Origin of the sequence: Bacillus sp. NMCN1, from assembly GCF_002998085.1 — a bacterium.
Classification (GTDB): Bacteria; Bacillota; Bacilli; order Bacillales; family Bacillaceae; genus Bacillus.
In genome coordinates this window covers 1694230-1720589 of sequence record NZ_PVQL01000001.1, presented here as the reverse complement: position 1 = coordinate 1720589, position 26360 = coordinate 1694230, and the positions used below count along the sequence as shown (strand labels likewise).

Here is a 26360-nt window from a genome sequence, read left to right as displayed (position 1 = left end):
CTTTTTTTTGTTGAAAGCAGCATGCTATAATGTGATCCAATAAGGAGCGAAAGGGAGCGGTGTAAAAGATGAGCGTTGCGGAACATAAACGTGAGGCGAAAGCGAGGCTTCATTTAAAAGTCATTACGGTCAGTGATACAAGGACAAAAGAAACGGATAAAAGCGGCCGTCTCATGATTGATTTGCTCAAAGAACAGGGACATCTGATTCTTGCATACGATATTGTGGAAGATGAAATTGGAGCGATTCAAGACGCCGTATTAGAAGGAACAAGTGAAGTGAAGATTGATGCCGTCTTGTTAAATGGGGGAACAGGTATTGCGGCAAGAGATGTCACCATTGAATCAATTACCCCTCTTTTCTCCAAAGAGCTGCCGGGCTTTGGCGAAATCTTTCGCATGCTAAGCTATACAGAAGACATTGGTTCTGCGGCTATCTTGTCTAGAGCAACGGCAGGGGTGATCAACCAAAAAGCTGTCTTTGCCACACCGGGCTCTACTGGAGCGGTTCGATTAGCCATGACCAAACTCATTATTCCAGAGCTTCCTCACGTCTTGCGTGAGCTTGAAAAGGATCAAAAATAGCCCGAAATGACTCTGCCAAGAAAATTTGGCGGAGTTTTTTTCATAAAGGGGTTGAAAAAACAATTTTTCCTTGTTACAGTGTATACATACTAAATGCATGTTTATAAATCAAAACTTATTTTTATGCAAAAAACATTCACAGAATCAAAACAAGCGAGAGGAGCTTTTCAATCATGTCACAAAATAAAAAAGTCGTATTAGCATATTCCGGAGGTCTTGATACCTCTGTTGCAGTTAAATGGTTACAAGAGCAAGGATACGAAGTCGTTGCTTGCTGCCTGGACGTAGGGGAAGGAAAAGACTTAGCATTCGTTCAACAAAAAGCACTTCAAGTCGGGGCGGTTCAGTCTTACATGATTGACGCAAAAGAGGAATTCGCAGAGGAATTTGCACTAACTGCATTACAAGCACACACCATGTATGAAGGAAAATATCCGCTTGTATCTGCACTATCTCGTCCACTTATTGCAAAAAAATTGGTGGAAGTCGCAGAGAAAGAAAATGCAGTAGCGGTTGCTCACGGATGTACTGGAAAAGGAAACGACCAAGTCCGTTTTGAAGTATCCATTAAAGCATTGAATCCAGACCTAGAAGTTCTTGCACCAGTGCGTGAGTGGAAATGGTCTCGTGATGAAGAAATCGATTATGCACAAAAGCACGGTATTCCAATTCCGATTAACTTAGACAGCCCATATTCAATCGACCAAAACCTTTGGGGCAGAAGTAACGAGTGCGGCATTTTAGAAGATCCTTGGGCTGCACCGCCAGAAGGAGCATATGATCTAACGACTCCACTTGAAAAAACACCTGACACACCTGAGATCATCGAAATCACGTTTGAAAAAGGAAAACCAACAGCCATTGACGGTATCCAGTATTCATTATCTGATCTCATCCTTCATTTAAATGAAGTCGCTGGTCAGCATGGCGTTGGCAGAATTGATCACGTTGAAAACCGTCTTGTGGGCATCAAATCTCGTGAAGTGTACGAGTGCCCAGGTGCTGTCACACTTCTAAAAGCGCATAAAGAGCTTGAAGATTTAACACTAGTGAAAGAAGTTGCACACTTTAAGCCAATCGTTGAACAAAAAATGGCTGAATTAATATACAACGGCTTATGGTTCTCACCACTGAAAGAAGCACTAGATGCATTCTTACAAGAAACGCAACAGAACGTAACAGGTGTTGTACGTGTGAAACTATTTAAAGGCCATGCCATTGTAGAAGGACGTAAATCACCATATTCACTTTATGATGAAAATCTAGCGACTTACACAAAAGCAGATGAATTCGATCATGATGCAGCGGTAGGATTTATTAACCTTTGGGGCTTACCAACAAAAGTAAACAGCATCGTGAATAAAAAGGAGCAGGTTAAAGCATGAAAAAGCTTTGGGGAGGCCGATTTCAAAAAACACCAGAAAAATGGGTCGATGAGTTTGGAGCGTCCATTCATTTCGACAAACAATTAGTCAAAGAAGATCTGACCGGCTCCCTTGCTCATGCAAGTATGCTGAATACATGCGGTATCCTAGACGATGATGAGGCCGCTGCCATCAAAGATGGATTGAATACGCTCATGAAAAAGGCAGAGGCGGATGAATTGGAATTCTCAGTGGATTATGAGGACATTCATTTAAACCTTGAAAAAATGCTCATTGATGAGATTGGTCCGCTTGGCGGCAAATTGCACACAGCGAGAAGTCGGAATGATCAGGTCGCAACCGATATGCATTTATATCTGAATAACCAAGTAGAGCATATCATTGAACTGATCTCTTCCTTTCAAACAGTGCTTGTGGAAAAAGCAGAACAGCACGTTGAAACGATTTTCCCAGGGTATACGCACTTGCAGCGTGCACAGCCTATTTCCTTTGCTCATCATATGCTCGCCTATTTTTGGATGCTTGAGCGTGACAAAGCGCGTTTTCAAGATTCATTAAAGCGAATTAACGTGTCTCCACTTGGATGCGGAGCGTTAGCAGGAACGACATTCCCGATTGATCGTGAATATACAGCAGAGCTGCTTGGCTTTGATCATATTTACGAAAACAGCCTTGATGGCGTGAGTGACCGGGATTTCATTTTAGAGTTTTTGTCTAATAGCAGCCTTGTAATGATGCATCTCTCACGTCTTTGTGAGGAAATCATTTTATGGTGCTCTCAAGAATTCAAATTCATCGAGCTTGATGACACATATGCAACAGGCAGCAGCATGATGCCGCAAAAGAAAAACCCGGATATGGCTGAATTGATCCGTGGGAAAACAGGCCGTGTGTATGGCAACCTGATGGGACTTCTCACCATTATGAAAGGCTTGCCGCTTACGTATAACAAAGACCTGCAAGAAGATAAAGAAGGCATGTTTGATACAGTAAAAACCATTGCTGGCAGCCTGCAAATCTTCACAGGCATGATTCAAACGATGACAGTGAATGAGGATGTCATGAAAAAGGCAACAAAAGAAGATTTCTCAAATGCGACAGAAGTGGCAGACTACCTAGCGAAAAAAGGCATGCCATTCCGTGAAGCACACGAAATCGTTGGCAAGCTTGTGTATACGTGCATTCAAAAAGGCATCTACTTAAGTGATCTTCCGTTTGAAACATTTACAGAAGCAAGCGATCTCTTTGAACAAGACATTTACACCGTTCTTGATCCGTATGTTGCTGTTGAAAAAAGAACAAGTGCAGGTGGAACTGGCTTTAAGCAAATTCAGCTCGCTTTAGAAAAAGCAAAAGCCTGCCTAGTGTAACTGACCAACTGACCAAAACCATTCGTTTATACGGATGGTTTTTTGTCATGGAACAAGGAAATTAATCATCATTGGAGAAAATGAAAGCATACCAGTGTCAAGCTGAAGAGGGAGTGAAGTAAATCATGAAGAAAACGCTTCAAGCTTTGTTTGACCAGCCCATCGTATCAGTTAAAACGTTAGGAGAACAATACGACGGACGGGCTAATGATGTGTGGCTGATCTCCTTGCAAGATCAAACGGAATATGTGATGAAATCTCCTAAAACTGCAAGAGAAGAAAGTGAATTTGTGTATGGGATCAACATGATCTATGGAGTAAATGCTCATACAGTACAAGAGCACATCGATCAAATCAATGAAAAGCTGTCTCATACGAATTCCTTTCATATTCCGGAAGTTGTTCGTAAAGTGAAGAAGGCGGGGAGACACTATTGTGTAATGGAAAAAGTAGAAGGAACACCTTTAATATCTTTTGAGGGACGTTCATCACACTTCTATAAGGATTACGGGAGGAAACTAGCGCATCTTCATTCATATCGAACTCATTCCTTCGGTGCAGTATACGGAGCGGAAAAGAGACATTTGAGAGAATTCCATGCTCTGTTAAAAAAGGCTATCTCCAAACTCATAAGCCGCTATTACGCTGATCAGCCTGAATTTCAGTATTATGCAGAAATGGTGCAGCAAAAGATTGAAAAGCTAAATCCTCCTGGTTCAGCCAGTCTCATTTTAATTGATTTAGATCCATCGCAATATATTGAAAAAGATGATCAAGTGACGAGTCTAGTTGATACGGAATATGTCGTATTTGGACCAACTGCGTTTGATTTTATTGCATTGGAATACCTGTTGACGAAAGAAGCTGCGCACGATGTTCAATTGGGCTATGAAGAGATTTGTCCGCTTCCTCGCCAGCTTCATGAGGTGAGAGAATGCTATCGTTTTGTTTCGCTGCTCCTCGATATTCATGGATCATGTGATTTGAAAAAGTGGATGAATCACCCTATCCTGTTTTACCCGCATCGATAAAGGGTTCAAAAGTGCGAAGGGAGCCGGTTTATAGTAAAGTAAAGATAAGAAACATGTGAACTTGCAACCTTTGCTTTAGGAGGAGATTGTGTGCGACACGCATTAATAACAGCGGGTTCTAAAGGACTTGGCAGGAAAGTCACCGAGTCTTTACTGAATATGGGGTATTCTGTGACAGTGAATTATCGAAGTGATGATGAAGCTGTCCGGCAGATGAAAGAAGAATTGCAGGAATACGAAGAAAAGCTTCAATTTGTCCAAGGAGATGTGACAAACAAAGCAGATTTAAAAAACATGGTAGAGCTGGCAGCAGAGCGATTTGGGCGGATCGATGCCTTGATTAATAATGCTGGCCCTTATATTTTTGAACGAAAAAAACTAGCGGATTATTCCGAAGATGAATGGTATCAAATGATGGAAGGCAACCTATCCGCAGTGTTCCATTTGTACCGAATGGTCATCCCCATGATGAGAAAACAAGGCTTTGGCCGCATTATCACGTATGGCTTCCAAGGAGCAGACCATGCACCAGGCTGGATGCACAGATCAGCCTTCGGAGCGGCAAAAGTAGGGCTGGCCTCGTTGACGAAAACCATTGCGATTGAAGAAGCCGAAAACGGCATCACAGCCAATATGGTTTGCCCAGGCAAAATCGTTGGAGACATGAAAGAATCCACAATAGAAGAAGCACGCCAGATCAAAGACGATGAAACGCCTATTGGCAGGTCTGGTACTGGAGAGGATATAGGACGTATCATCTCATTTCTATGCGATGACCGTTCAGACCTCATTACAGGGACCGTTATTGAAGCAACAGGTGGTCTTAACGTCATTCACAGACATTAAGTTTTTCAGCTTTTTATACAGGGAATAGATGAAATGAGATCAAATTCGAAAGGTGGATATACTCACATGAAAGCTACATATCACGGACATTCAGTCGTACACATTGAAACAAACGGATACCATATTTGGATTGATCCATTTTTAAATGGAAATAAACACACAGATATCAAGCCACAAGATGTCAAAGCGGATGTCATTTTGCTGACACATGGGCATGGAGATCACCTCGGTGATACCATTGAAATCGCTAAAAACAATGACGCGCTCGTTGTCGCGCCAAACGAACTTGCCGTTTATTTAAGCTGGCAAGGGGTGAAAACGCACCCGCTTCATATCGGCGGCGGACGTGAGTTTGAATTTGGTAAAGTCAAGCTCACTCAAGCGTTCCATGGTTCAGCTGTCATTGATGAAGATGCAAAAACGATTACGTATACAGGCATGCCATCAGGTATTTTATTTACCGCAGAGGGCAAAACGATTTATCATGCTGGAGACACTGCGCTCTTTTCAGATATGAAGCTGATCGGTGAGCTGAATCATATTGAGCTTGCATTCCTTCCGATCGGTGATAACTTCACGATGGGACCGGACGATGCAAGAATCGCAGCCGAATGGCTTCGGGCGAAGCAGGTCGTGCCGATTCACTACAGCACATTCCCGCCGATTGAGCAGGACCCGCATGCATTTGCAGACAGCCTGCATGGCGGCGTTGGTCATGTGTTAAACAGCGGAGAATCGATTGAGATTTAATCAACCTAGCAAAAAGATAAAGAGCTAGCCGGCATTCAAATGCCGGCTTTTTTGTTTACGTGTATCGTGCTGAAAAAAGACAAATTGCTATTAAAAGCCTCCTGCCCTTATAATGAAACTTAGATGAAAACGCTGAAAACAAAAAGGGTGAACGGGATTGGCGACAAAGCATGAACAAATTTTATCGTATATTGATTCATTAGATGTCGGAGAGAAAATCTCTGTCCGGCGTATTGCGAAAGAAATGAAAGTGAGTGAAGGGACCGCTTACCGGGCCATCAAGGATGCTGAAAATAAAGGATTCGTCAGTACGATTGAACGAGTTGGTACCATTCGGATTGAACAGAAGAAAAAAGAAAATATTGAAAAGCTGACATATGCAGAAGTGGTCAATGTTATTGATGGACAGGTGCTTGGAGGACGAACGGGCTTACATAAAACATTAAACAAATTTGTCATCGGAGCGATGGAGCTTGATGCGATGATGCGCTATACGGCAGCTGGTAACCTGCTGATTGTCGGAAACCGGATCAATGCCCACAGGCAAGCATTAGAGGCAGGAGCGGCTGTGCTGGTCACAGGCGGCTTCTCAACAGATGATGAAATCATTCAGCTCGCAGATGAGCTTGAGCTCCCGATTTTATCGACAAGCTACGATACGTTTACTGTAGCAGCTCTCATAAACCGAGCCATTTATGACCAATTAATAAAAAAAGAGATTGTGCTTGTGGAAGATATTTTAACGCCGATCGAACGGACGGTGTATTTATCACCAGAGGATAAGCTTGAAAAATGGTATGAAAAGAATTATGAAACTGGCCACGGCCGCTTCCCGGTCGCAGACGACCAAATGAAGATTCACGGAATTCTCACCTCAAAGGATATCGCGGGGCATGACCGCTCCACACCGATTGAAAAGGTGATGACGAAAAATCCACTGACAGTCATTGGCAAAACCTCCGTCGCCTCTGCTGCTCAAATGATGGTATGGGAAGGCATTGAGGTGCTGCCAGTTGTAGATGATTATGCGAAACTGATTGGGATGATCAGCCGTCAGGACGTGCTGAAGGCGCTCCAAATGATTCAAAAGCAGCCGCAGGTCGGAGAAAAACTGGATGATGTTGTTTCAAGAGGGTTTAAAGAAACCGATACAGAAAAACCTAAGGCAGATGCAGTGTATCAATATGAGGTCACACCACAAATGACAAACCAGCTTGGAAACATTTCATATGGAGTGTTCACGCAAATTTTAATTGAATCCGCCAACCGCTTCTTAAAGTCTCATAAAAAAGGAGAGCTGATTGTCGAAAGTCTCTCTGTCTACTTCTTAAAACCGGTTCAAATGGAATCCACGATACAGATCAAGCCGAATATTTTAGAAGTAGGCCGCAAGTTTGGAAAGCTGGAAGTGGAGGTTTATCATCAATCGAATATTGTAGGCAAAGCGATGCTGATGGTGCAGCTGATGGAGAGGGGATAAAGGGCGATGACGAAAAAGACAAAGGGCTAAAATAAACATCATTTTAGCCCTTCTCTCTCATTATGCGTGATCTTTTTCGCCTTCCTTTAAAAAGAGCGGAAGGTAATGCTTGTAGGCTTTATATCCAGCCCACGTACTGCCGATACCGACGGCAACAAAAATAAATCCAATGACAAATGCGAGTGACGAGCGGTTTAAAAATAATTGATTCACACCGAAGAGCAGGACAAAGCAGCCAAGTGCCATACTGGATTTTGCCGACCAGAATTTCTTTTCGACCGGGCGGTTCGTACGGACATTCTTTGCTTTGTAGTATAAATAAAACATGGCAGAACTAATAATAAACATAATCAAAACAAGCATGTGCCAAGCCTCCATTGTAAGTGGTTACAACCCTATTTTAAACGTAAATAGGCTTGCTTACTAGAATAAATTGTCTATTCCTCACTTTTCCGTCAGGATAGATTATGATTTAATAATAAAAAGAGTATCGGATAAGAAGGAGTTTTTATGAAAAAAGAACTGATTAGAACCATATCATTATATGACACCATCATCATTCATAGACATGTAAGACCAGATCCAGATGCGTATGGATCGCAGTGCGGCCTTACGGAAATCCTGCGTGCAACCTATCCAGAAAAAAATATTTATGCGACAGGAACCCCGGAGCCATCCCTTTCATTTTTATATGAACTTGATGAGGTGCCGGACGACGTGTACAAAGGTGCCCTTGTCATTGTCTGTGATACAGCCAATCAGGCAAGAATTGACGATCAGCGCTATTCAATGGGCGATAAGCTGATGAAAATTGACCATCATCCAAATGAAGATCCGTATGGTGACTTGCTTTGGGTGAATACAGAGGCAAGCTCTGTGAGCGAAATGATTTATGAGCTGTATTTAGAGGGGAAAGAAGAAGGATATCAGCTGAATACAAAGGCGGCTGAACTCATTTATGCCGGCATTGTAGGAGACACAGGCCGCTTCCTTTTCCCAAACACGACGAAAAAGACGCTCAAATATGCTGGGGAACTTATTGAATATCCATTTTCATCTTCAGACCTTTTCAATCAATTGTATGAGACGGACCTGAATGTCGTGAAATTAAATGGCTATATTTTTCAACATATTTCTTTGTCAGAGAATGGGGTCGCCTCTGTTTTCATTAAGCGCGATATTTTGGAATCGTTCCAAACAACAGCGCAGCAAGCCTCACAGCTTGTTGGGACACTTGGAAATATTGCAGGGATTAAAGCATGGGTCTTTTTTGTGGAAGAAAACGACCAGATTCGTGTCAGATTCCGTTCTAAAGGGGTCGTCATTAATACCATTGCGAGAAAATATCATGGCGGCGGCCACCCGCTTGCAGCAGGTGCGTCTATTTATGATTGGGCCGTGGCAGATGAGATTTTGCGTGATTTAGAAGAAGTATGTAAATCATCATCATGAGAGAGGAGGGCTTCAAGTCCCCTCTCTCTTTTTTGTCATGGAGAAAAGGGTTACTTGCATACAGGGATAAACCAGCAGCCGATGTCAGTTGAATCTTCATAGGCTTGGAGATTTTGATGCTTTAATTCTTTTTTAATTAAATGAGCCATCATTTCTGTCTCAGCATAAGCACACATGCCATCTTTGATCCGGCTTGCTTTGTCTCGTGCCATTTGACGATAGCTGTAAACCTCCATTGTCCTCACCTCTTTCTATTTCAGTAATCGTTCTACTTTTAGTGTATAAAAATTAGGAGGGAAAAGCGATCATTGAGGGCAGAAATTCATAAAAATTCCACATGATTATTTATTCAGCAAATGAAATGCGCACTTCAAGTGAAAGCTTCGTATAAATCGTCAGCTCTGTCACTTTGGCGCGGTATGCCTTTTCCCGAATGGTATATTCTTTGTTTTCCACCGTTCGTTTTAATAATTCCTTTGTTTTATAGACACTTTCAATATCCTTTGTAATCACCTCTGAGATATCCTCTTTGACCTGATCTTCAAATTTCAGCGTATCTGGCTCTGGGATTTTATATTGCTCACGATTGACGAGATGGACATCTACGCTTTGGATCAGCAGCCGCTGTTTATTATCCTCATTTAACTTATGCAAATCTTCCCGATAGAGTGTGATTTGTTCTTTCAGACTGTCCATGTGGTGCTGCTGGCTTCTAAGCAGTGTCACCTGCTTTTCCTGAAAGGTACCGTATGTAAAGAGGAAAATGAGCCAGCTCACAATCGCGCCAAACATCATCCCCGCAAAAAAACGCTGCCAGCCTGGACGTTTGTACAGCTCCGGCACCCTCATGATGACACATGCTCCTGTGTGAGCCACGTAATAATAAGATAACCTGTTTGCGCACCGCCCATGGCAGAGATAATTAATAAAATCTGCTTGAAAATATCACGCGTGTTCCCTTCGAAAATGCCTCGTTCAAAGCTATAAACGGCATCAAACGTTCCGCCGATAGCTGCGACAAGCGCCCAAATCTTTAAACGGTTGGCTAGACTCGTAATAATGGATAAAGGCGGCTGACCGGATAAATAAGCACCAACACCGCCTATGATGGCACCGCCCAAAATGACCCCAAGTGCAATAAAATAACAGCTAATAAAATTTGGAATAAAAGCTTCCTTCACATCCATTTTGTCCACCTCACTCTATTCAATATATGGTGTGTGCGGGACAAGTATGAACGGACAGAAAAGAAAGAACATTTGTTTCTCATCGCATCGCGTTTTATAATGAAAGAATGACTTTAGACGAAAGGAGTGGATTAAGCATGTCTTATGTTCATCTTCAGGTCCACAGTGGATACAGCTTATTAAGCAGTGCAGCAAAAGTAAAGGAGCTCGTGCTGAAAGCAAAAGAACTTGGCTGCAAGGCGCTCGCTCTTACCGATGACCATGTGATGTATGGAACGGTTGAATTTTATAAGGAATGTAAAAAACATGGCATCAAGCCGGTTATCGGTTTAACAGCTTCTGTCTTCATAGATGAACAAGAGACAGAGGCTTATCCCTTGGTACTCCTTGCCAAAAACAATGAAGGCTACCAAAACTTGATCAAAATCAGCAGTGTGCTGAAATCAAAATCAAAAGCTGGACTGAAAGAAAAATGGCTGAAAAGCTACCACCGCGGGCTCATTGCCATTACGCCAGGCGCTTCTGGCTACATTGAAACGCTGCTTCAGCATGATCAGCTAGAAGAAGCGCATGATGCGGCGAAACAATTGAAACATATTTTCGGTGAGGGACATGTGTACATCGCACTTCAGCCATTTCAGCAAGACGAATCGCTTGCCGGTAAACTCAGAGACGTCTCAAAAAGAGCGGAGATTCCTCTTGTTGCGACGGGAGATGTCCACTACATCAACCTGGAAGACAAAACGGCCTATACGTGTTTAAAGGCTATTAAGGCAGGGCAGCAGCTGTCCGAGGTTGAGGAAGAACGAGAAGAAAAGCATTTCAGAACCTTCGAAGAAATGAAGGAATGGTATACGCAGGATACAGAGCTGCTGACAAGAACGGTGGAGATCGCAGACCGCTGTGAAGTCGATTTAAATCTTGGGCAAACAAAACTCCCATCCTATCCGACACCTGATCAATCAACAGCAGATCAGTTTTTACGCAAAGTGTGCGCAGAAGGGATGAAGCAAAGAAAGATTGCTTCAAATGACGCGTATGTGAAAAGACTTGAGTACGAACTGAGCATTATCCAAAAAATGAATTTCAGTGATTATTTTCTCATCGTGTGGGATTTTATGAAGTATGCCCATGACCAAGGCATTGTCACAGGGCCAGGACGGGGATCGGCAGCAGGCTCACTTGTGGCGTATGTATTGTTTATTACCGATGTCGATCCGATCCGTCACGGTCTGTTATTTGAGCGTTTTTTAAATCCTGAGCGAATCAGTATGCCAGATATTGATATTGATTTCCCTGATACGAGAAGAGATGAAATCATTTCTTATGTAAAAGACAAATATGGAGACATGCATGTGGCGCAAATTGTCACATTTGGAACCCTTGCAGCAAAAGCGGCCTTAAGAGATGTCGGACGTGTGATGGGGATTGATTCAAAGGCAGCGGACCGTCTCGCAAAGCTGATTCCGTCAAAGCCAGGAACGACGCTGAAAGAAGCGCTGACTGCATCTCCTGAATTAAAAACGATGCTCCAGCAGTCCGAAGAGCTATGGCAAGTCTTTCAAACTGCTTTAAAGGTAGAAGGCTTGCCAAGACATACCTCCACACATGCAGCCGGTGTTGTGCTGAGCGAGGAGCCGCTGACAGAGATCGTTCCCATTCAAGACGGCCATGATGGTGTGTATTTAACGCAGTATGCGATGAATTATTTAGAAGATCTCGGGCTTTTAAAGATGGATTTCTTAGGACTAAGAAACTTAACCTTAATTGAATCCATTAAAAACCAGATTGAAAGACAGGAAAACGTCCACATTAACTTTAGTGACATTTCATATGAAGATCAGAAAACATTTGAATTGTTATCAGCGGGAGATACAACTGGGATTTTCCAGCTTGAATCACAAGGAATGCGTCAGGTGCTGAGACGTCTGAAGCCCTCTAGTTTAGAAGACATTGTGGCGGTCAATGCCCTCTATCGCCCAGGTCCAATGGAGAATATCCCGCTCTTTATCGACCGAAAGCACGGCAGAGCCAAGGTCTCTTATCCGCATCCTGATTTGTATGACATTTTAAAGGACACATATGGGGTCATCGTCTATCAGGAGCAAATCATGCTGATTGCAGCGAAGATGGCAGGCTTTCAGCTTGGCGAGGCAGATCTATTAAGAAGAGCAGTTTCGAAGAAGGATAAAAAAGTCCTTGATGAAGAGCGAAGCCATTTTGTTGAAGGATGCCTAAAAAAGGAGTATCCTGTTAACATTGCAAATGATGTGTATGACTTAATCGTCAAATTTGCAAACTATGGTTTTAATAGAAGCCATGCTGTTGCATATAGCATGATTGGCTTTCAGCTTGCTTACTTAAAAGCGCATTATCCGTTATATTTTATGTGCGGACTTTTAACGAGTGTGATTGGAAATGAAGACAAAGTCGCTCAATATTTCTATGAGGCAAAGGAAAAAGGGATATCTGTGTTGAAGCCTTCTATTAATAAGAGTGAATTTCCATTTACGGTTGAAAAAGGGGAGATCCGCTACAGCTTAAGAGCGATCAAAAATGTCGGAGTGTCAGCTGTAAAGGATATATACAAGGCAAGACAGGAAAAGCCGTTTGAAGATTTATTTGATTTTTGCGCAAGAGTGTCAGCAAAGAGTGTCAACCGAAAAACGATTGAAGCGCTCATTTTTTCAGGGGCGATGGATGAGCTTTATCCAAATCGTGCTTCGTTATTGGCATCAATAGATATTGCATTAGACCACGTGTCATTTTTAAATCCAGATGATCAGCTCGACTTTCTGGGGGATACAACCTTCTCCATTAAGCCAAAATATGCGGAGATAGAAGAACTGCCGCTTGTCGATCTCCTGCAATTTGAAAAAGAGGCACTTGGACTATATTTATCAAATCATCCTGTACAAGCGTACCGAGATCGCTTAAGAGAAAATGGTGCAGTGGACATCATCGGACTTTCTTCCTATATAAAGCGAAAGGTCTCAATGGGTGGTCTTTTGACAAAAGTGAAGTCGATTCGTACAAAAAATGGACAATCGATGGCATTTGTCACATTTGGGGATGAAACGGGAGAAATGGAAGGCGTCGTCTTTCCAGAGCAATTTAGAAAGCTGTCCCCCTTACTTGAGGAGGGCGCCATGCTTTATGTTGAAGGCAGAATAGATGTCAGAAATGACAGCAGCCAAATCATCGTGCAAGAAGCCGTTCTGCTTGAAGAGATGGGCACACAAAGAAAAGAGTCTGTCTACATTCGGGTGAAAGAAGAAAACCATACGCAGGAGCTGCTAGAGCAAGTAAAGCGGGTGATCTCGATGCACAGCGGAGAAGCAGATGTCTATTTGTATTATGAGAAGCAAAAAAAGACAGTGAGACTTCCAGATGCATACAAGGTTCATGCAGATCATGCTGTGATTTTCCAGTTAAAAGAGCTGCTTGGTGAACAAAACGTTGTGATTAAATGATGACAAATCGCCTGAATATGTTTTACAAATTCACCTATTGTGTTATCATTTTAAAGATTCTGTGTATTTAAAACTGCCAGTATGTGCTTATCAACTTAGCAATTCATTAAATCATTTTCCACTTGAAGGAGTGTTCATCACATGTCATTAAGAGAAGAAGCATTACATATGCACAAAGAGAATCAGGGCAAACTTGAATCAAAATCAAAAGTACAAGTGAAAAATGCGAAAGACTTAAGCTTGGCTTACTCACCTGGTGTTGCAGAACCATGTAAAGATATTTATGACGACACAAGCAAAGTGTATGATTATACAATGAAAGGTAATATGGTCGCTGTTGTCACAGACGGAAGCGCTGTTTTAGGGCTTGGAAATATTGGTCCAGAAGCATCTCTTCCAGTAATGGAAGGAAAAGCTGTATTATTCAAAAGCTTCGCGGGCGTTGATGCCTTCCCAATCGCGCTTGCGACAAACGATGTAGACAAAATCGTTGAAACAGTAAAGCTTCTTGAGCCAACATTTGGCGGTGTCAACCTTGAAGATATTGCAGCTCCAAACTGCTTCATTATCGAAGAGCGCTTGAAAAAAGAGACAAACATTCCAGTGTTCCACGATGATCAGCACGGAACAGCGATTGTCACAGTAGCAGGACTTGTGAATGCTCTGAAACTGTCTGGAAAATCAATGTCCTCCATCAAAGTGGTGGCAAACGGCGCTGGAGCAGCGGGAATTGCGATTATCAAGCTTCTATATCATTTCGGTGTACGTGATATCATCATGTGTGATACAAAAGGCGCAATTTATGAAGGCCGCCCGAACGGTATGAATACAGTGAAAAATGAAGTCGCTAAATTCACAAACCAAGACCGTAAAGAAGGTTCATTAGAAGAAGTCATTGAAGGCGCAGACGTCTTCATCGGGGTTTCGGTAGCAGGTGCTTTAACAAAAGAAATGGTTGGAAAAATGGCAAAAGATCCTGTCATTTTCGCTATGGCGAATCCAAATCCAGAGATCATGCCAGAAGATGCACATGCAGCAGGTGCAAGTGTTGTTGGAACTGGCCGTTCTGACTTCCCGAACCAAGTGAACAACGTGCTGGCATTCCCAGGAATTTTCCGCGGAGCATTAGATGTACGTGCAACTCACATTAACGAAGAAATGAAAATTGCAGCCGTTGAAGCGATTGCTTCTCTTGTTTCAGATGATAAATTGTCAGCTGAATACGTCATCCCTGAACCATTTGATGCACGCGTAGCACCAGCGGTAGCAAAAGCAGTAGCAAAAGCAGCAATGGAAACTGGCGTTGCAAGAATCAAAGTCGACCCAGAAGCAGTCGCTGAAAAAACAAGAAAATTAACGATTATCGGCGAATAATCAATTGGAAAAGTGTGCACGTTCTTTCTGAAATTGGAGAAAAAACGTGCACCATTTCCTCTCATACGCGAAAATTTTTTCATCCGGAATGATATTTTTTTGTAGACGTTCACAATTCACATATATCAACTGCTCAGCGCCCCAAACACATACTCATTTCTCATCAATTCCCCACTGAAAAAATTGAATGAAGGATGACAGCGTTTGACAAAAAAAGTACAATAGTTTCGGTACAGTTATGACATGTCCTATAATAGTGGATGTGCGTGTAAAGAAAAAACCCTTCAAAAAGGGAGGTAGTCATTTGTCAATTAAAAATATTTTCAGTAAAAAGAAAAAATATGCATCTGTACCCTCTGAACAGGCAAGCCAAGATGTGCCTGAAGGCATCATGACCAAATGTCCGCAATGTAAAAAAATAATGCTCACCAAAGAACTAGATAAAAATTTACGTGTTTGCATGAATTGCGGCAGACATTTGCAAATGAATGCAAAACAGCGTATTAAAAGCCTTGTAGACGAAGGCACATTTGAAGAATTTAACGGGCACTTGATTTCAGAAAACCCGCTCGGTTTCCCAGGCTACGAAGAAAAGCTTGAGAAAGACAGAGAAAAAACATCTTTGAATGAAGCCATTGTCACAGGTCAAGGTGAAATTGAAGGCGAGCGTGCTGTGATCGCTGTCATGGATGCCACGTTCCGTATGGGCAGCATGGGCTCGGTTGTTGGTGAAAAGATCACACTTGCGATCGAGAAAGCAAAAGCGGACAAGGTGCCATTTATCATCTTTACTGCATCTGGCGGAGCGAGAATGCAAGAGGGGATCCTCAGTCTCATGCAGATGGCAAAAACAAGCTCAGCATTAAAGCTGTTCAGCGAGGATCAAGGTTTGATTATTTCTGTGATGACGAACCCAACAACTGGCGGTGTATCAGCTAGTTTCGCTTCTCTTGGTGATTACAACTTTGCAGAACCTGGTGCTTTAATTGGTTTTGCAGGCCGTAGAATCATTGAACAAACCATTCGTGAAGACCTGCCAGAGGACTTCCAAACGGCTGAATTTTTAATGAAGCATGGTCAATTGGATGCTGTCATTCACCGTGCAGAGATGAAAGAAACACTAGGCCGAATCTTAGCATTACACAGCACAGGAGGTGAACGAGAGTGGCTGGAGAACTAGAATTTGAAAAACCTGTCATCGAACTTAGAGCGAAAATTGATGAATTGAAAAAGTTCACACAAAACTCAGAGATGGATTTAAGTGCGGAAATTGAGCGTCTTGAAACACGTCTTAGTAAGCTTGAAACAGACATTTATACAAATTTAAAGCCGTGGGACAGGGTGCAAATTGCTCGTCATGCGATGCGTCCAACAACTCTCGATTACATTCAAGAGCTGTTTGACAACTTTTTCGAATGTCACGGTGACCGTTTCTATGGCGATGATGAAGCCATTGTTGGAGGAATCGCCACGTTTAAAGGGCTTCCTGTCACAGTCATTGGCCATCAGCGCGGAAAAGACACAAAAGAAAACTTGCGCCGTAATTTCGGAATGCCTCATCCAGAAGGCTACCGTAAAGCGCTGCGCTTAATGAAACAAGCAGATAAATTTAATCGCCCGATCATTTGCTTTATTGATACAAAAGGAGCTTATCCTGGTAAAGCAGCTGAAGAACGCGGACAAAGTGAAGCAATTGCGAAAAACCTATTCGAAATGGCAGGACTTCGTGTACCGGTTGTCTGTATTGTCATCGGAGAAGGCGGAAGTGGCGGCGCACTAGGCTTAGGCGTAGGAAACCACCTATACATGCTAGAGAATTCAACGTATTCAGTGATTTCACCTGAAGGTGCAGCAGCACTGCTCTGGAAGGACTCATCACTTGCGAAAAAAGCTGCAGAAACAATGAAAATTACGGCTCCAGACCTAAAAGAATTAGATATTATAGATGATGTTATTAAAGAAGTGCAAGGTGGAGCACATCGAGACGTGAAACAACAAGCAGCCTACATTGAAAAAACATTAAAACAGTCACTTACATCTTTGCTCAAACTAACACCTGAAGAACTAGTCGAACAAAGATATCAAAAATACAAAGCAATCGGGAAAGTATCGGTTGAAAATCAATATATTGGGGTAAACTAAATAAACGTACAGCCTTTTTGGCTGGCGTTTATTTTTTTTATCCTTTTTTCATGAAAACCGACCTCATGTAAGCGCTATTTGAAAATAATTTTCTTTTGTTTTCATAAAATTTGAAACGTCTGAAAACCTTGATATGATAAGCTTTAGAGGGTTCAATCTTCCTCGTTTTTGAAAGAATTGCTTTCATGACTTTCTTAACTTTTGTTTAAAAACGGTTTATTTAATTGTATAATAAGGACGGTTTTAGAAATACGTATTGAAAACATCCGGTTTTGCTCATGATTGTTTTCAAGCAGTGGAAATGGTATGTTTAATTCATATATGGTCTCTGAGGTGAAAAAGATGAAGCGTATAGGAGTTTTAACGAGCGGTGGGGATTCCCCAGGAATGAATGCAGCTGTGCGCGCAGTTGTAAGGAAAGCGATTTACCATAATGTTGAAGTTTACGGTATTTATAATGGATATTCAGGTCTAATTAACGGTAAAATTGAGAAACTTGAGATAGGTTCAGTTGGCGATATCATTCATCGTGGAGGAACAAAACTTTACACGGCAAGATGCCCTGAATTCAAGACAGTTGAAGGTCGTGAAAAAGGCATTGAGAACTTAAAAAAATTCGGTATTGAAGGACTTGTTGTGATCGGCGGAGACGGTTCATTCATGGGAGCGAAGAAATTAACTGAGCTCGGTTTTCCATGTGTAGGTGTCCCAGGTACAATCGACAACGATATCCCAGGTACTGATTTCACTATTGGCTTTGATACAGCACTGAATACAGTCATTGACGCCATTGATAAAATTCGTGATACAGCCACATCTCATGAACGTACATACGTAGTGGAAGTAATGGGAAGACATGCTGGTGATATTGCGCTTTGGTCAGGTCTTGCAGGCGGAGCCGAATCTATTTTGATTCCTGAAGCAGACTATGACATGGATGAAATTATTGCGAGATTAAGAAGAGGGCACGAGCGCGGCAAGAAGCACAGTATCATTATCGTCGCAGAAGGCGTAGGCAGCGGTGTTGAATTTGGTAAGCGAATTGAAGAGGAGACAAGCCTTGAAACCCGTGTATCTGTCTTAGGACATATTCAGCGCGGAGGTTCTCCAAGCGCATTTGACCGAGTACTGGCAAGCCGTTTAGGAGCATACGCAGTAGAACTTCTTCTTGAAGGAAAAGGCGGACGCTGTGTGGGCATTCAAAGCAACGAACTCGTTCACCACGATATTTTAGATATCTTAGATAAAAAACACACAGTCGATCAAAATATGTACCGACTTTCACAAGAGCTCTCTATATAAAACGAGAAGACCTTAGGAGGAACAGTAATGAGAAAGACAAAAATCGTTTGTACAATCGGTCCAGCAAGTGAAACCATTGAAAAGCTGACTGAATTGATTGAAGCAGGAATGAATGTAGCCAGACTAAACTTCTCTCATGGAGATTTTGAAGAGCATGGTGCACGCATTGAAAACATTCGTAAAGCAGGTAAAACATTAGGCAAGGATATTGCGATCCTTCTTGATACAAAAGGTCCAGAGATCCGTACACGTACAGTTGAAAACGGCTCAATTGAGCTAGTCGCTGGTGCAGATCTTATCGTGAGTATGGAAGACATTGTTGGAAATACGGAAAAAATTAGTGTGACGTATGAGGACTTAATTCATGATGTAGAAGTGGGTTCAACGATTCTATTAGATGATGGTCTTATTGGTTTAGAAGTGAAAAAAATTAACATGGACCGCAAAGAAATCATCACAAAGGTCATGAATACAGGCACGCTCAAAAACAAAAAAGGTGTAAACGTACCAGGTGTAAGTGTAAACCTGCCAGGTATTACAGAAAAGGATGCCAATGATATTCTATTCGGAGTTGAACAAGGCGTCGATTTCATCGCAGCTTCTTTTGTTAGACGAGCTTCAGATGTTCTTGAAATCCGTGAACTTCTTGAAAAGAATAACGCGGCTGACATTCAAATCATTCCTAAGATTGAAAACCAAGAGGGTGTTGATAATATCGATGAAATCCTTGAGGTATCAGACGGTTTGATGGTTGCCCGTGGAGATCTTGGTGTAGAAATCCCGGCAGAAGAAGTACCGCTTGTTCAAAAAATGCTGATCAAAAAATGCAATCGTTTAGGCAAACCTGTCATCACAGCTACCCAAATGCTTGACAGCATGCAGCGTAATCCTCGTCCAACTCGTGCGGAAGCAAGTGACGTGGCAAATGCCATTTTTGATGGCACAGATGCGATCATGCTTTCTGGTGAAACAGCAGCAGGGACATATCCAGTAGAAGCTGTACAAACGATGCATAACATTGCATCACGTTCAGAAGATGCACTCAACTATAAAGCAATTCTTTCTCGCAGAAGCGAAGAAGTAGAAGTCAGCATTACAGATGCCATCGGTCAATCTGTTGCACATACAGCGATGAAGCTTGACGTGGCAGCAATTGTGACACCTACGGAAAGCGGTCATACAGCGAGAATGATTTCAAAATATAGACCAAAAGCACCAATCGTAGCAGTCACAGCAAACGAATCAGTAGCGAGAAAGCTGTCTCTCGTATTCGGTGTATTTGCAAAGAGCGGATCAAAAACGACGTCTACTGATGAAATGCTTGAGAATGCAGTCGAGAAGTCGATCGAAACGGGCTATGTGAGACATGGCGATTTAATCGTCATTACAGCTGGTGTGCCAGTGGGTGAAACAGGTACTACGAACCTAATGAAAGTATATGTTGTCGGTGACATCATTGCGAAAGGTCAAGGAATTGGCCGTAAATCTGCATTTGGACCGGTTGTCATTGCGCAAAGCGGAAAAGAAGCAGAGGAAAAAATGTACGATGGTGCGATTCTTGTCGCAAACTGTACAGACCGTGACATGATGGGTGCTTTAGAAAAAGCATCTGCCCTGATCACTGAAGAAGGCGGCTTAACAAGCCATGCAGCAGTCGTTGGACTCAGCCTGGGTATTCCAGTGATTGTGGGTCTTGACAGCGCAACAACACTGCTAAAAGAAGGCGAAGAGATCACAGTAGATCCGGCACGCGGAGCGATCTACAAAGGCCGTGCAAGCGTCCTTTAAATGATACACACGAGGGGAGTTGTCTGACTCCTCTCTTTTTTTATGTTACACTAAAAAAAGTAAACAGCTTTCCAAGAAAGATACCCCATGAGGTGATATGGTTGAAAAAATATTTCCTACTATTATTGATTCTGTTCCCTGCAGTGGAAATCAGTTTATTTTTAATATCAAGTAAAATCATTGGCATTTTGCCAACGATGCTGATGATCGTGCTCACGAGTGCACTAGGTGCTTATTTTGCAAGAAAACAAGGAATCGAAGCTTTTCAAAAAGTGCAGAGAGATTTACAATATGGCAAAATGCCGGGGGCAGCGATGGTCGATGGTTTTTGCATTCTGATTGGCGGTCTGCTGCTGCTCATTCCTGGCTTCTTATCGGATATCATCGGTGCGTTGCTGCTCATTCCGATGACGAGAAAGCAAATCAAGCCGCTCTTTGAACGCTGGCTTAGAAACATGTCTAATCGCAGTCGCTATACGATTATTCGCTAAAGAGACCTTGGCTCAAGGTCTCTTTTACTTTTGCATGCCGTACCGAATGTATTGATAGATATCCCTGAAAACACCTGCATTACGGAATGCCTGCCACACGACAAGGGAAGCAGGGCCAATGACGAGTCCGAGAAAACCAATCCATTTTAACCCGACAAATAGCGCCACAAGCGTTGCTAAAGGATTAAGCCCAATGGATTTGCTTAAGACTTTTGGCTCTGATATTTGTCTTTGGATGAGCACGACAATATACAAAATACCGAGCCCGATGGCGAGTGAAAGGTTTCCTGTCATGGCGGAGTAAATGATCCACGGCAGAAAAACAGTGCCGCTCCCGATATAAGGAAGTAAATCGACAAACCCAATACATAAAGCAATGACAAGGGCATGCTCGACTTTTAAGATGATCAACCCAATGACGACGAGGCCGATGGTCATAGCTACAAGTAAAAGCTGCGCCTTCATAAAACCGGTAATGGCTTTTTTGATTTCAGATAAAATGGCACGTGTATGCTGCATCCATTTTACGGGAAAGATACGAGAGCCATATTTTTTTAACGTAAACCAATCTTTTGTGATAAAAAAAGTCGCCAGTGCAGAAAACAAAAGGGTCGCGGCTGCATCAGGCAAAAGACCTAAAAAAGCCGGGATGAGCTCGAGTGTTTTTGAAAGGAAAGTCCCTATTTTTGCGGCAGCTTCATCACCGAGCGCTTGGATTTGTCCCAAAATCGATTCCTTTTGACCTGCTTGAAGCGTATTAAATTGGGCGGTTACATCATGGTATAAAGGTAGAATCTTATCTGTAAAAAAACGTTCGACAATACCAATCATTTGATCAAGGTGGCCAGGCAGAACCTTTGCCAAATAAGCACTTCCTGAAATAATTTCTGCTACTAAAAGCGTGATTAAGCCGGCTGCTGCCACTAAAAAGAGCAGTAGTACAATGACTACAACAAATCCTCTTGGCATCCCGGTGATCTCTTCTATTTTGCATACGGCAGGATGAATTAGGCAGGATACAATAAGTGCAATCCAAAAAGGATATAAAAACGGAAAAGACTGATATAAAAAGACAACCGCAAATACAGCAATGCTGATCATCATCAAACTCCGCAGAAAAATGGCCATATAGGTGTGATTCACACAATCCCCTCCAAAAAACAAGCATGTCCGATACTTCATTTTATTCAAAAAGATTAGTAATATGAAAAGGTCGCAATAAAAAGAAAGGAAGGGGCGGCGTATGTTTACTCAAGCAAATTTATTTTTGGTTCTTTTACTCGTTATTGCACTTATTGCAAAGAACAATTCATTAATTTTAGCGGTTTCTGTGCTGATTGCGATTAAGCTGATTGGTTTGGATCAAAAAATTTTCCCGGTTCTTCAATCAAAAGGCATCAATTGGGGTGTCACCGTCATTACAATTGCTGTGCTTGTTCCTATTGCAACAGGTGACATTGGATTTAAGCAGCTTGGAGAAGCCATGAAATCTTCTTATGCTTGGATTGCACTTGGAGCGGGTATATTAGTAGCATTAATTGCAAAAAACGGTATTGTGCTACTAGAAAATGATCCGCATATCACGGCAGCGCTTGTGTTCGGGACGATTTTGGCAGTCAGCTTATTTAAAGGTGTAGCTGTCGGTCCGCTGATCGGAGCAGGAATTGCTTATTTGGCGATGCAGGCTGTGAAATTTTTCAGCGGTTGAAAAGAGAGTGGTTCATGCCACTTTCTTTTTTATTTTTTTCTTGCGTGAGCTTTTGCAAAAAAACATAATTAAATATAATAAAAGAAGCAAAATCCCTTTATTCCATGCCTTATATGGAAGACTGGGAAAAAAAATATCAAAAAAAATTATAGTTAAACATTTAACAAATGTCTGATTATTGTTTATAATGGGAATAGGCTTAATTTTGAACTCATTGATCACACAAGAGATATGAGGCTAAAAGCGCTCTAACCGTATAGGTAAATGTAAGCATTTTCTTTTCTGAACGTGCCGACTTATTCGGATTGGATAGCGCTTTCAAAAAGCGAGAATTCTGCAACGAAGGGGAATCTTTTTAAAAAGGGGAGATTGAACATGACAGCAACAAGAGGTCTTGAAGGTATCGTGGCAACAACTTCATCCGTAAGCTCAATTATTGATGATACTCTTACTTATGTAGGGTACAATATCGATGATTTAACTGAAAAAGCTACTTTCGAAGAAATTGTCTACCTGTTATGGCACTTAAAGCTGCCGAATGAGCAAGAGCTGAGTGAGTTAAAACAGCAGCTCAATGAAAATGCTCACATTCCGCAAGAAATCATTGAGCACTTTAAATCGTATTCGCTGGACGGGATTCATCCAATGTCTGCGATTCGTACAGCGGTATCCTTACTAGGATTACTCGATGACGAATCAGAGATTATGGACAAAGAAGCGAATTACAGAAAAGCCATTCGCTTACAGGCAAAAATTTCTGGACTAGTCGCTGCGTTTTCACGTATTCGAAAGGGACTTGAGCCTGTACAGCCAAAAGAAGAATACAGCTATGCTGCGAACTTCTTGTATATGCTGAATGGCGAAGAGCCTTCACCAGTAGAAATTGAGGCAATTGATAAGGCACTCATTCTACATGCGGATCATGAATTAAACGCATCGACATTTACAGCACGTGTATGTGTTGCTACACTATCAGATATCTACTCTGGTGTAACAGCGGCTATCGGTGCGCTGAAAGGACCACTTCATGGCGGAGCCAACGAAGGCGTCATGAAGATGCTCTCAGAAATTGGCGAAGTTGAAAACGTAGATTCCTATATTCATGGTAAGCTAGAGAAGAAAGAAAAAATTATGGGCTTTGGCCACCGCGTATACCGTCAAGGTGACCCGCGTGCAAAGCATCTAAAAGAAATGAGCCAGCGTTTAACAAATCTTACTGGTGAGCCGAAATGGTACGAAATGTCTGTTCGCGCAGAGGAAATCGTGACATCAGAGAAAAATCTTCCACCAAATGTTGATTTTTATTCTGCATCTGTATATCACAGTCTTGGGATTGATCATGACTTGTTTACACCAATTTTCGTGATCAGCCGATTCTCTGGATGGATTGCTCACATTCTAGAGCAGTACGACAACAACCGTCTCATCCGTCCAAGAGCTGACTACATTGGACCTGATCTTCAAACCTTTGTTCCGATCAGTGAAAGAGACTAATGTTTATAGAATAAGCGGGGGCTGATCCTCAGGAAGGCCAATCAGCCTCCATATCAACAAAAAACGAATCACGTGAAAAACTTCTTCGCTTGCAGACATCAAGCCAAGAAGTTTCAAATATTCACTACATAATCTGGGAGGTAATATCATTGTCACAAGGCGAAAAAATTACAGTTACTGGCGGCGTATTGAATGTACCAAATAATCCAATTATCCCGTTTATCGAAGGGGACGGCATCGGTCCTGACATTTGGAAAGCAGCATCAAGAGTGCTTGAAGCAGCTGTAGAAAAAGCATATAAAGGTGAAAAGCAAATCACTTGGAAAGAAGTATATGCAGGTGAGAAAGCTTTCAATAAAACTGGAGAATGGCTTCCTGAGCAAACGCTTGAAGACATTCGTGAATACTTAATCGCGATCAAAGGACCACTGACAACACCAATCGGCGGAGGGATCCGTTCATTAAACGTCGCACTTAGACAAGAGCTTGATCTATTCACATGCTTACGTCCAGTTCGCTGGTTCCAAGGCGTACCGTCTCCTGTGAAACGTCCAGAAGACACAGATATGGTCATCTTCCGTGAGAACACAGAAGATATTTATGCTGGCATCGAGTATGCAAAAGGATCAGAAGAAGTGAAGAAGTTAATTGACTTCTTGAAAAACGAATTAGGTGTAAACAAAATCCGTTTCCCAGAAACGTCAGGTATCGGAATCAAGCCAGTTTCTGAAGAAGGAACTTCTCGCCTTGTCAGAGCGGCTATCCAATATGCAATCGACCAAGGCCGTAAGTCTGTGACGCTTGTTCACAAAGGAAACATCATGAAATTTACAGAAGGTGCCTTCAAAAACTGGGGCTACGAAGTGGCTGAAAAAGAGTTTGGCGACAAGGTCTTTACATGGGCACAATATGATCGTATTGTAGAACAAGATGGAAAAGATGCGGCAAACAAAGCGCAAAGTGAAGCAGAAGCTGCTGGCAAAATTATTGTCAAAGACAGCATTGCAGATATTTTCCTTCAACAAATCCTAACTCGTCCAGCTGAGTTCGATGTTGTGGCAACAATGAACTTAAACGGAGATTACATCTCTGATGCTCTTGCAGCACAAGTTGGTGGAATTGGTATCGCACCAGGTGCGAACATCAACTACGAAACAGGACACGCTATTTTTGAAGCGACTCACGGAACAGCACCAAAATATGCTGGTCTTGATAAAGTGAATCCATCTTCTGTTCTTCTATCAGGCGTGCTTTTACTTGAGCACCTTGGCTGGCAGGAAGCAGCTGATCTAGTGATTCAATCTGTTGAAAAAACAATTGCATCAAAAGTCGTCACTTACGATTTTGCTAGATTAATGGATGGCGCAACAGAAGTGAAATGTTCTGAGTTTGCTGACGAGCTCATCAAAAACTTGTCTTGATTCTTAAACTTTAAAGTTAAAGGGGAAAAAGGAAATGGCAAACAAGCGTAAAAAAGTATCTGTCATCGGAGCAGGCTTTACTGGAGCAACTACAGCATTTCTAACGGCTCAAAAAGAATTAGCGGACGTCGTATTAGTCGATATCCCGCAGCTTGAGAACCCAACAAAAGGGAAAGCACTTGATATGCTGGAAGCAAGCCCTGTTCAAGGCTTCGATGCAAACATTACAGGAACTTCTAACTACGAAGATACAGCCGGTTCTGATGTCGTGGTCATTACGGCGGGAATTGCAAGAAAGCCGGGAATGAGCCGTGACGATCTCGTGTCAACAAATGAAAAAATCATGCGCAGTGTGACACGCGAAATCGTTAAATATTCTCCAGAAGCTATCATTGTTGTGTTAACAAACCCTGTTGATGCAATGACGTATGCAGTTTATAAAGAATCAGGATTACCAAAAGAAAAAGTCATTGGACAATCGGGCATTCTTGATACAGCACGTTTCCGTACGTTCGTAGCTCAAGAATTAAACCTATCTGTTAAAGATGTGACGGGCTTTGTGCTTGGTGGACATGGCGATGACATGGTTCCTCTTGTTCGTTACTCTTATGCAGGCGGTATCCCGCTTGAAACATTGATTCCAAAAGATCGAATTGATGCAATTGTTGAAAGAACGAGAAAAGGCGGCGGCGAAATCGTCAATCTATTAGGTAACGGTAGTGCCTATTATGCTCCTGCTGCTTCACTAGTCGAAATGGTTGAGGCGATCCTTAAAGATCAGCGCCGCGTCATGCCAACGATTGCTTACCTTGAAGGTGAATATGGCTACGAAGGCATTTACCTAGGTGTACCAACAATCGTAGGTGGAAACGGCCTTGAGCAGATCATCGAGCTTGAACTGACAGAAGAAGAAAGAAGTCAGCTTGACCGTTCTGTTGAATCTGTTAAGAATGTCATGAAAGTATTGTCTTAATATGAATAAAAAAGAAGGCTTCTCTTATGAGGAGTCTTCTTTTTGTTTACAAAACAAATCTTGTCGAAATTTTAAATTGTCCTCTTGTTAAGGTTTCGTTAAAATGAAA

At 42.2% G+C, this 26360-nt stretch carries 24 protein-coding genes; 19 read left to right on the top strand and 5 right to left on the bottom strand.

The window, feature by feature from the left end; genetic code table 11:
• The first annotated feature begins 68 nt into the window (after positions 1-68).
• From C6W21_RS09075 to C6W21_RS09045, 7 genes are all read left to right on the top strand, one after another.
• Positions 69-584 carry a MogA/MoaB family molybdenum cofactor biosynthesis protein gene (locus C6W21_RS09075; protein WP_099681453.1) on the top strand — a complete coding sequence of 172 codons (516 nt, stop codon included), beginning with the start codon at positions 69-71 and terminating at the stop codon, positions 582-584.
• A gap of 173 nt (positions 585-757) precedes the next feature.
• The gene (locus C6W21_RS09070) at positions 758-1969 is read left to right on the top strand and encodes an argininosuccinate synthase (protein ID WP_106050060.1); all 1212 of its coding nucleotides are present in this window, start codon (positions 758-760) and stop codon (positions 1967-1969) included.
• Complete coding sequence (argH, locus tag C6W21_RS09065; protein WP_106050059.1) at positions 1966-3339, top strand: argininosuccinate lyase; 1374 nt, start codon at positions 1966-1968, stop codon at positions 3337-3339. Before C6W21_RS09070 ends, argH begins: the two co-directional genes overlap by 4 nt.
• A gap of 125 nt (positions 3340-3464) precedes the next feature.
• Positions 3465-4370, top strand: a complete 906-nt coding sequence (locus tag C6W21_RS09060) for a phosphotransferase (RefSeq protein WP_106056126.1) — start codon at positions 3465-3467, stop codon at positions 4368-4370.
• Between the two features lie 90 nt (positions 4371-4460).
• On the top strand, positions 4461-5216 hold the full coding sequence (locus C6W21_RS09055) for an SDR family oxidoreductase (RefSeq protein WP_106056124.1): 756 nt from the start codon (positions 4461-4463) through the stop codon (positions 5214-5216).
• Positions 5217-5282: 66 nt separating this feature from the next.
• Positions 5283-5966: a metal-dependent hydrolase gene (locus tag C6W21_RS09050; protein ID WP_095285565.1), complete on the top strand. Its 684-nt coding sequence runs from the start codon at positions 5283-5285 to the stop codon at positions 5964-5966.
• Positions 5967-6123: 157 nt separating this feature from the next.
• Positions 6124-7446 (top strand): CBS domain-containing protein, encoded by a 1323-nt coding sequence (locus C6W21_RS09045; protein WP_106056122.1) that lies wholly within the window; start codon positions 6124-6126, stop codon positions 7444-7446.
• A gap of 60 nt (positions 7447-7506) precedes the next feature.
• Here C6W21_RS09045 and C6W21_RS09040 read toward each other — a convergent pair whose 3' ends face one another.
• Positions 7507-7809: a YtpI family protein gene (locus tag C6W21_RS09040; RefSeq protein WP_106050056.1), complete on the bottom strand. Its 303-nt coding sequence runs from the start codon at positions 7807-7809 to the stop codon at positions 7507-7509.
• 147 nt (positions 7810-7956) lie between these two features.
• Here C6W21_RS09040 and C6W21_RS09035 point away from each other — a divergent pair, with 147 nt between their 5' ends.
• Complete coding sequence (locus tag C6W21_RS09035; protein WP_106050055.1) at positions 7957-8898, top strand: DHH family phosphoesterase; 942 nt, start codon at positions 7957-7959, stop codon at positions 8896-8898.
• Between the two features lie 50 nt (positions 8899-8948).
• Here C6W21_RS09035 and C6W21_RS09030 read toward each other — a convergent pair whose 3' ends face one another.
• From C6W21_RS09030 to ytrH, 3 genes are all read right to left on the bottom strand, one after another.
• Positions 8949-9134 (bottom strand): YtzJ family protein, encoded by a 186-nt coding sequence (locus C6W21_RS09030; RefSeq protein ID WP_003216400.1) that lies wholly within the window; start codon positions 9132-9134, stop codon positions 8949-8951.
• Between the two features lie 109 nt (positions 9135-9243).
• Positions 9244-9747 (bottom strand): sporulation membrane protein YtrI, encoded by a 504-nt coding sequence (gene ytrI, locus C6W21_RS09025; RefSeq protein WP_106050054.1) that lies wholly within the window; start codon positions 9745-9747, stop codon positions 9244-9246.
• Positions 9744-10085 (bottom strand): sporulation membrane protein YtrH, encoded by a 342-nt coding sequence (gene ytrH, locus C6W21_RS09020; RefSeq protein WP_024424798.1) that lies wholly within the window; start codon positions 10083-10085, stop codon positions 9744-9746. The genes ytrI and ytrH overlap by 4 nt, the downstream gene beginning before the upstream one ends.
• Before the next feature lie 137 nt (positions 10086-10222).
• Between ytrH and dnaE the strand changes: the two genes are divergently transcribed.
• The 7 genes from dnaE to C6W21_RS08985 all read left to right on the top strand — a co-directional run bounded on the left by dnaE (position 10223) and on the right by C6W21_RS08985 (position 20655).
• Positions 10223-13558 carry a DNA polymerase III subunit alpha gene (gene dnaE / locus C6W21_RS09015; RefSeq protein ID WP_106050053.1) on the top strand — a complete coding sequence of 1112 codons (3336 nt, stop codon included), beginning with the start codon at positions 10223-10225 and terminating at the stop codon, positions 13556-13558.
• 141 nt (positions 13559-13699) lie between these two features.
• Entirely contained in the window at positions 13700-14932 is a 1233-nt protein-coding gene (ystJ, locus tag C6W21_RS09010; protein ID WP_106050052.1) for an NADP-dependent malic enzyme, read from the top strand.
• Positions 14933-15236: 304 nt separating this feature from the next.
• Positions 15237-16112 carry an acetyl-CoA carboxylase, carboxyltransferase subunit beta gene (accD, locus tag C6W21_RS09005; RefSeq protein WP_106050051.1) on the top strand — a complete coding sequence of 292 codons (876 nt, stop codon included), beginning with the start codon at positions 15237-15239 and terminating at the stop codon, positions 16110-16112.
• On the top strand, positions 16097-17074 hold the full coding sequence (gene accA, locus C6W21_RS09000; RefSeq protein WP_106050050.1) for an acetyl-CoA carboxylase carboxyl transferase subunit alpha: 978 nt from the start codon (positions 16097-16099) through the stop codon (positions 17072-17074). Before accD ends, accA begins: the two co-directional genes overlap by 16 nt.
• A 342-nt stretch (positions 17075-17416) precedes the next feature.
• Positions 17417-18376: a 6-phosphofructokinase gene (gene pfkA, locus C6W21_RS08995; RefSeq protein ID WP_012010865.1), complete on the top strand. Its 960-nt coding sequence runs from the start codon at positions 17417-17419 to the stop codon at positions 18374-18376.
• Positions 18377-18403: 27 nt separating this feature from the next.
• Positions 18404-20164, top strand: a complete 1761-nt coding sequence (gene pyk, locus C6W21_RS08990) for a pyruvate kinase (RefSeq protein WP_106050049.1) — start codon at positions 18404-18406, stop codon at positions 20162-20164.
• Positions 20165-20265: 101 nt separating this feature from the next.
• A complete protein-coding gene (locus C6W21_RS08985) occupies positions 20266-20655 on the top strand; it encodes an FxsA family protein (RefSeq protein ID WP_106050048.1) in 390 nt (129 codons plus the stop codon).
• A 24-nt stretch (positions 20656-20679) separates the two neighbouring features.
• Here the strand turns inward: C6W21_RS08985 and ytvI are convergent, their stop codons facing one another.
• Positions 20680-21798: a sporulation integral membrane protein YtvI gene (gene ytvI / locus C6W21_RS08980; protein WP_106050047.1), complete on the bottom strand. Its 1119-nt coding sequence runs from the start codon at positions 21796-21798 to the stop codon at positions 20680-20682.
• Between the two features lie 100 nt (positions 21799-21898).
• Between ytvI and C6W21_RS08975 the strand changes: the two genes are divergently transcribed.
• The 4 genes from C6W21_RS08975 (at position 21899) to mdh (ending at position 26251) form a co-directional block, all read left to right on the top strand.
• Entirely contained in the window at positions 21899-22363 is a 465-nt protein-coding gene (locus tag C6W21_RS08975) for a DUF441 domain-containing protein (protein WP_007501699.1), read from the top strand.
• Between the two features lie 375 nt (positions 22364-22738).
• Positions 22739-23857 (top strand): citrate synthase, encoded by a 1119-nt coding sequence (gene citZ / locus C6W21_RS08970; RefSeq protein ID WP_106050046.1) that lies wholly within the window; start codon positions 22739-22741, stop codon positions 23855-23857.
• 149 nt (positions 23858-24006) lie between these two features.
• Positions 24007-25278: an NADP-dependent isocitrate dehydrogenase gene (icd, locus tag C6W21_RS08965; protein ID WP_106050045.1), complete on the top strand. Its 1272-nt coding sequence runs from the start codon at positions 24007-24009 to the stop codon at positions 25276-25278.
• Between the two features lie 34 nt (positions 25279-25312).
• On the top strand, positions 25313-26251 hold the full coding sequence (gene mdh / locus C6W21_RS08960) for a malate dehydrogenase (protein WP_034320949.1): 939 nt from the start codon (positions 25313-25315) through the stop codon (positions 26249-26251).
• The last annotated feature ends 109 nt before the right edge of the window (positions 26252-26360 follow it).

What these genes read in the sequence shown, in the direction of transcription:
- mdh (WP_034320949.1), top strand. Translation starts at nt 25,313, where the DNA reads ATGGCAAACAAGCGTAAAAAAGTATCTGTCATCGGAGCAGGCTTTACT.
- C6W21_RS09070 (WP_106050060.1), top strand. Translation starts at nt 758, where the DNA reads ATGTCACAAAATAAAAAAGTCGTATTAGCATATTCCGGAGGTCTTGAT.
- C6W21_RS09040 (WP_106050056.1), bottom strand. Translation starts at nt 7,809, where the DNA reads ATGCTTGTTTTGATTATGTTTATTATTAGTTCTGCCATGTTTTATTTA.
- pfkA (WP_012010865.1), top strand. Translation starts at nt 17,417, where the DNA reads ATGAAGCGTATAGGAGTTTTAACGAGCGGTGGGGATTCCCCAGGAATG.
- dnaE (WP_106050053.1), top strand. Translation starts at nt 10,223, where the DNA reads ATGTCTTATGTTCATCTTCAGGTCCACAGTGGATACAGCTTATTAAGC.
- C6W21_RS09060 (WP_106056126.1), top strand. Translation starts at nt 3,465, where the DNA reads ATGAAGAAAACGCTTCAAGCTTTGTTTGACCAGCCCATCGTATCAGTT.
- argH (WP_106050059.1), top strand. Translation starts at nt 1,966, where the DNA reads ATGAAAAAGCTTTGGGGAGGCCGATTTCAAAAAACACCAGAAAAATGG.
- C6W21_RS09035 (WP_106050055.1), top strand. Translation starts at nt 7,957, where the DNA reads ATGAAAAAAGAACTGATTAGAACCATATCATTATATGACACCATCATC.
- C6W21_RS08975 (WP_007501699.1), top strand. Translation starts at nt 21,899, where the DNA reads ATGTTTACTCAAGCAAATTTATTTTTGGTTCTTTTACTCGTTATTGCA.
- citZ (WP_106050046.1), top strand. Translation starts at nt 22,739, where the DNA reads ATGACAGCAACAAGAGGTCTTGAAGGTATCGTGGCAACAACTTCATCC.
- pyk (WP_106050049.1), top strand. Translation starts at nt 18,404, where the DNA reads ATGAGAAAGACAAAAATCGTTTGTACAATCGGTCCAGCAAGTGAAACC.
- ystJ (WP_106050052.1), top strand. Translation starts at nt 13,700, where the DNA reads ATGTCATTAAGAGAAGAAGCATTACATATGCACAAAGAGAATCAGGGC.
- C6W21_RS09050 (WP_095285565.1), top strand. Translation starts at nt 5,283, where the DNA reads ATGAAAGCTACATATCACGGACATTCAGTCGTACACATTGAAACAAAC.
- C6W21_RS09030 (WP_003216400.1), bottom strand. Translation starts at nt 9,134, where the DNA reads ATGGAGGTTTACAGCTATCGTCAAATGGCACGAGACAAAGCAAGCCGG.
- ytrI (WP_106050054.1), bottom strand. Translation starts at nt 9,747, where the DNA reads ATGAGGGTGCCGGAGCTGTACAAACGTCCAGGCTGGCAGCGTTTTTTT.
- ytrH (WP_024424798.1), bottom strand. Translation starts at nt 10,085, where the DNA reads ATGGATGTGAAGGAAGCTTTTATTCCAAATTTTATTAGCTGTTATTTT.
- C6W21_RS09075 (WP_099681453.1), top strand. Translation starts at nt 69, where the DNA reads ATGAGCGTTGCGGAACATAAACGTGAGGCGAAAGCGAGGCTTCATTTA.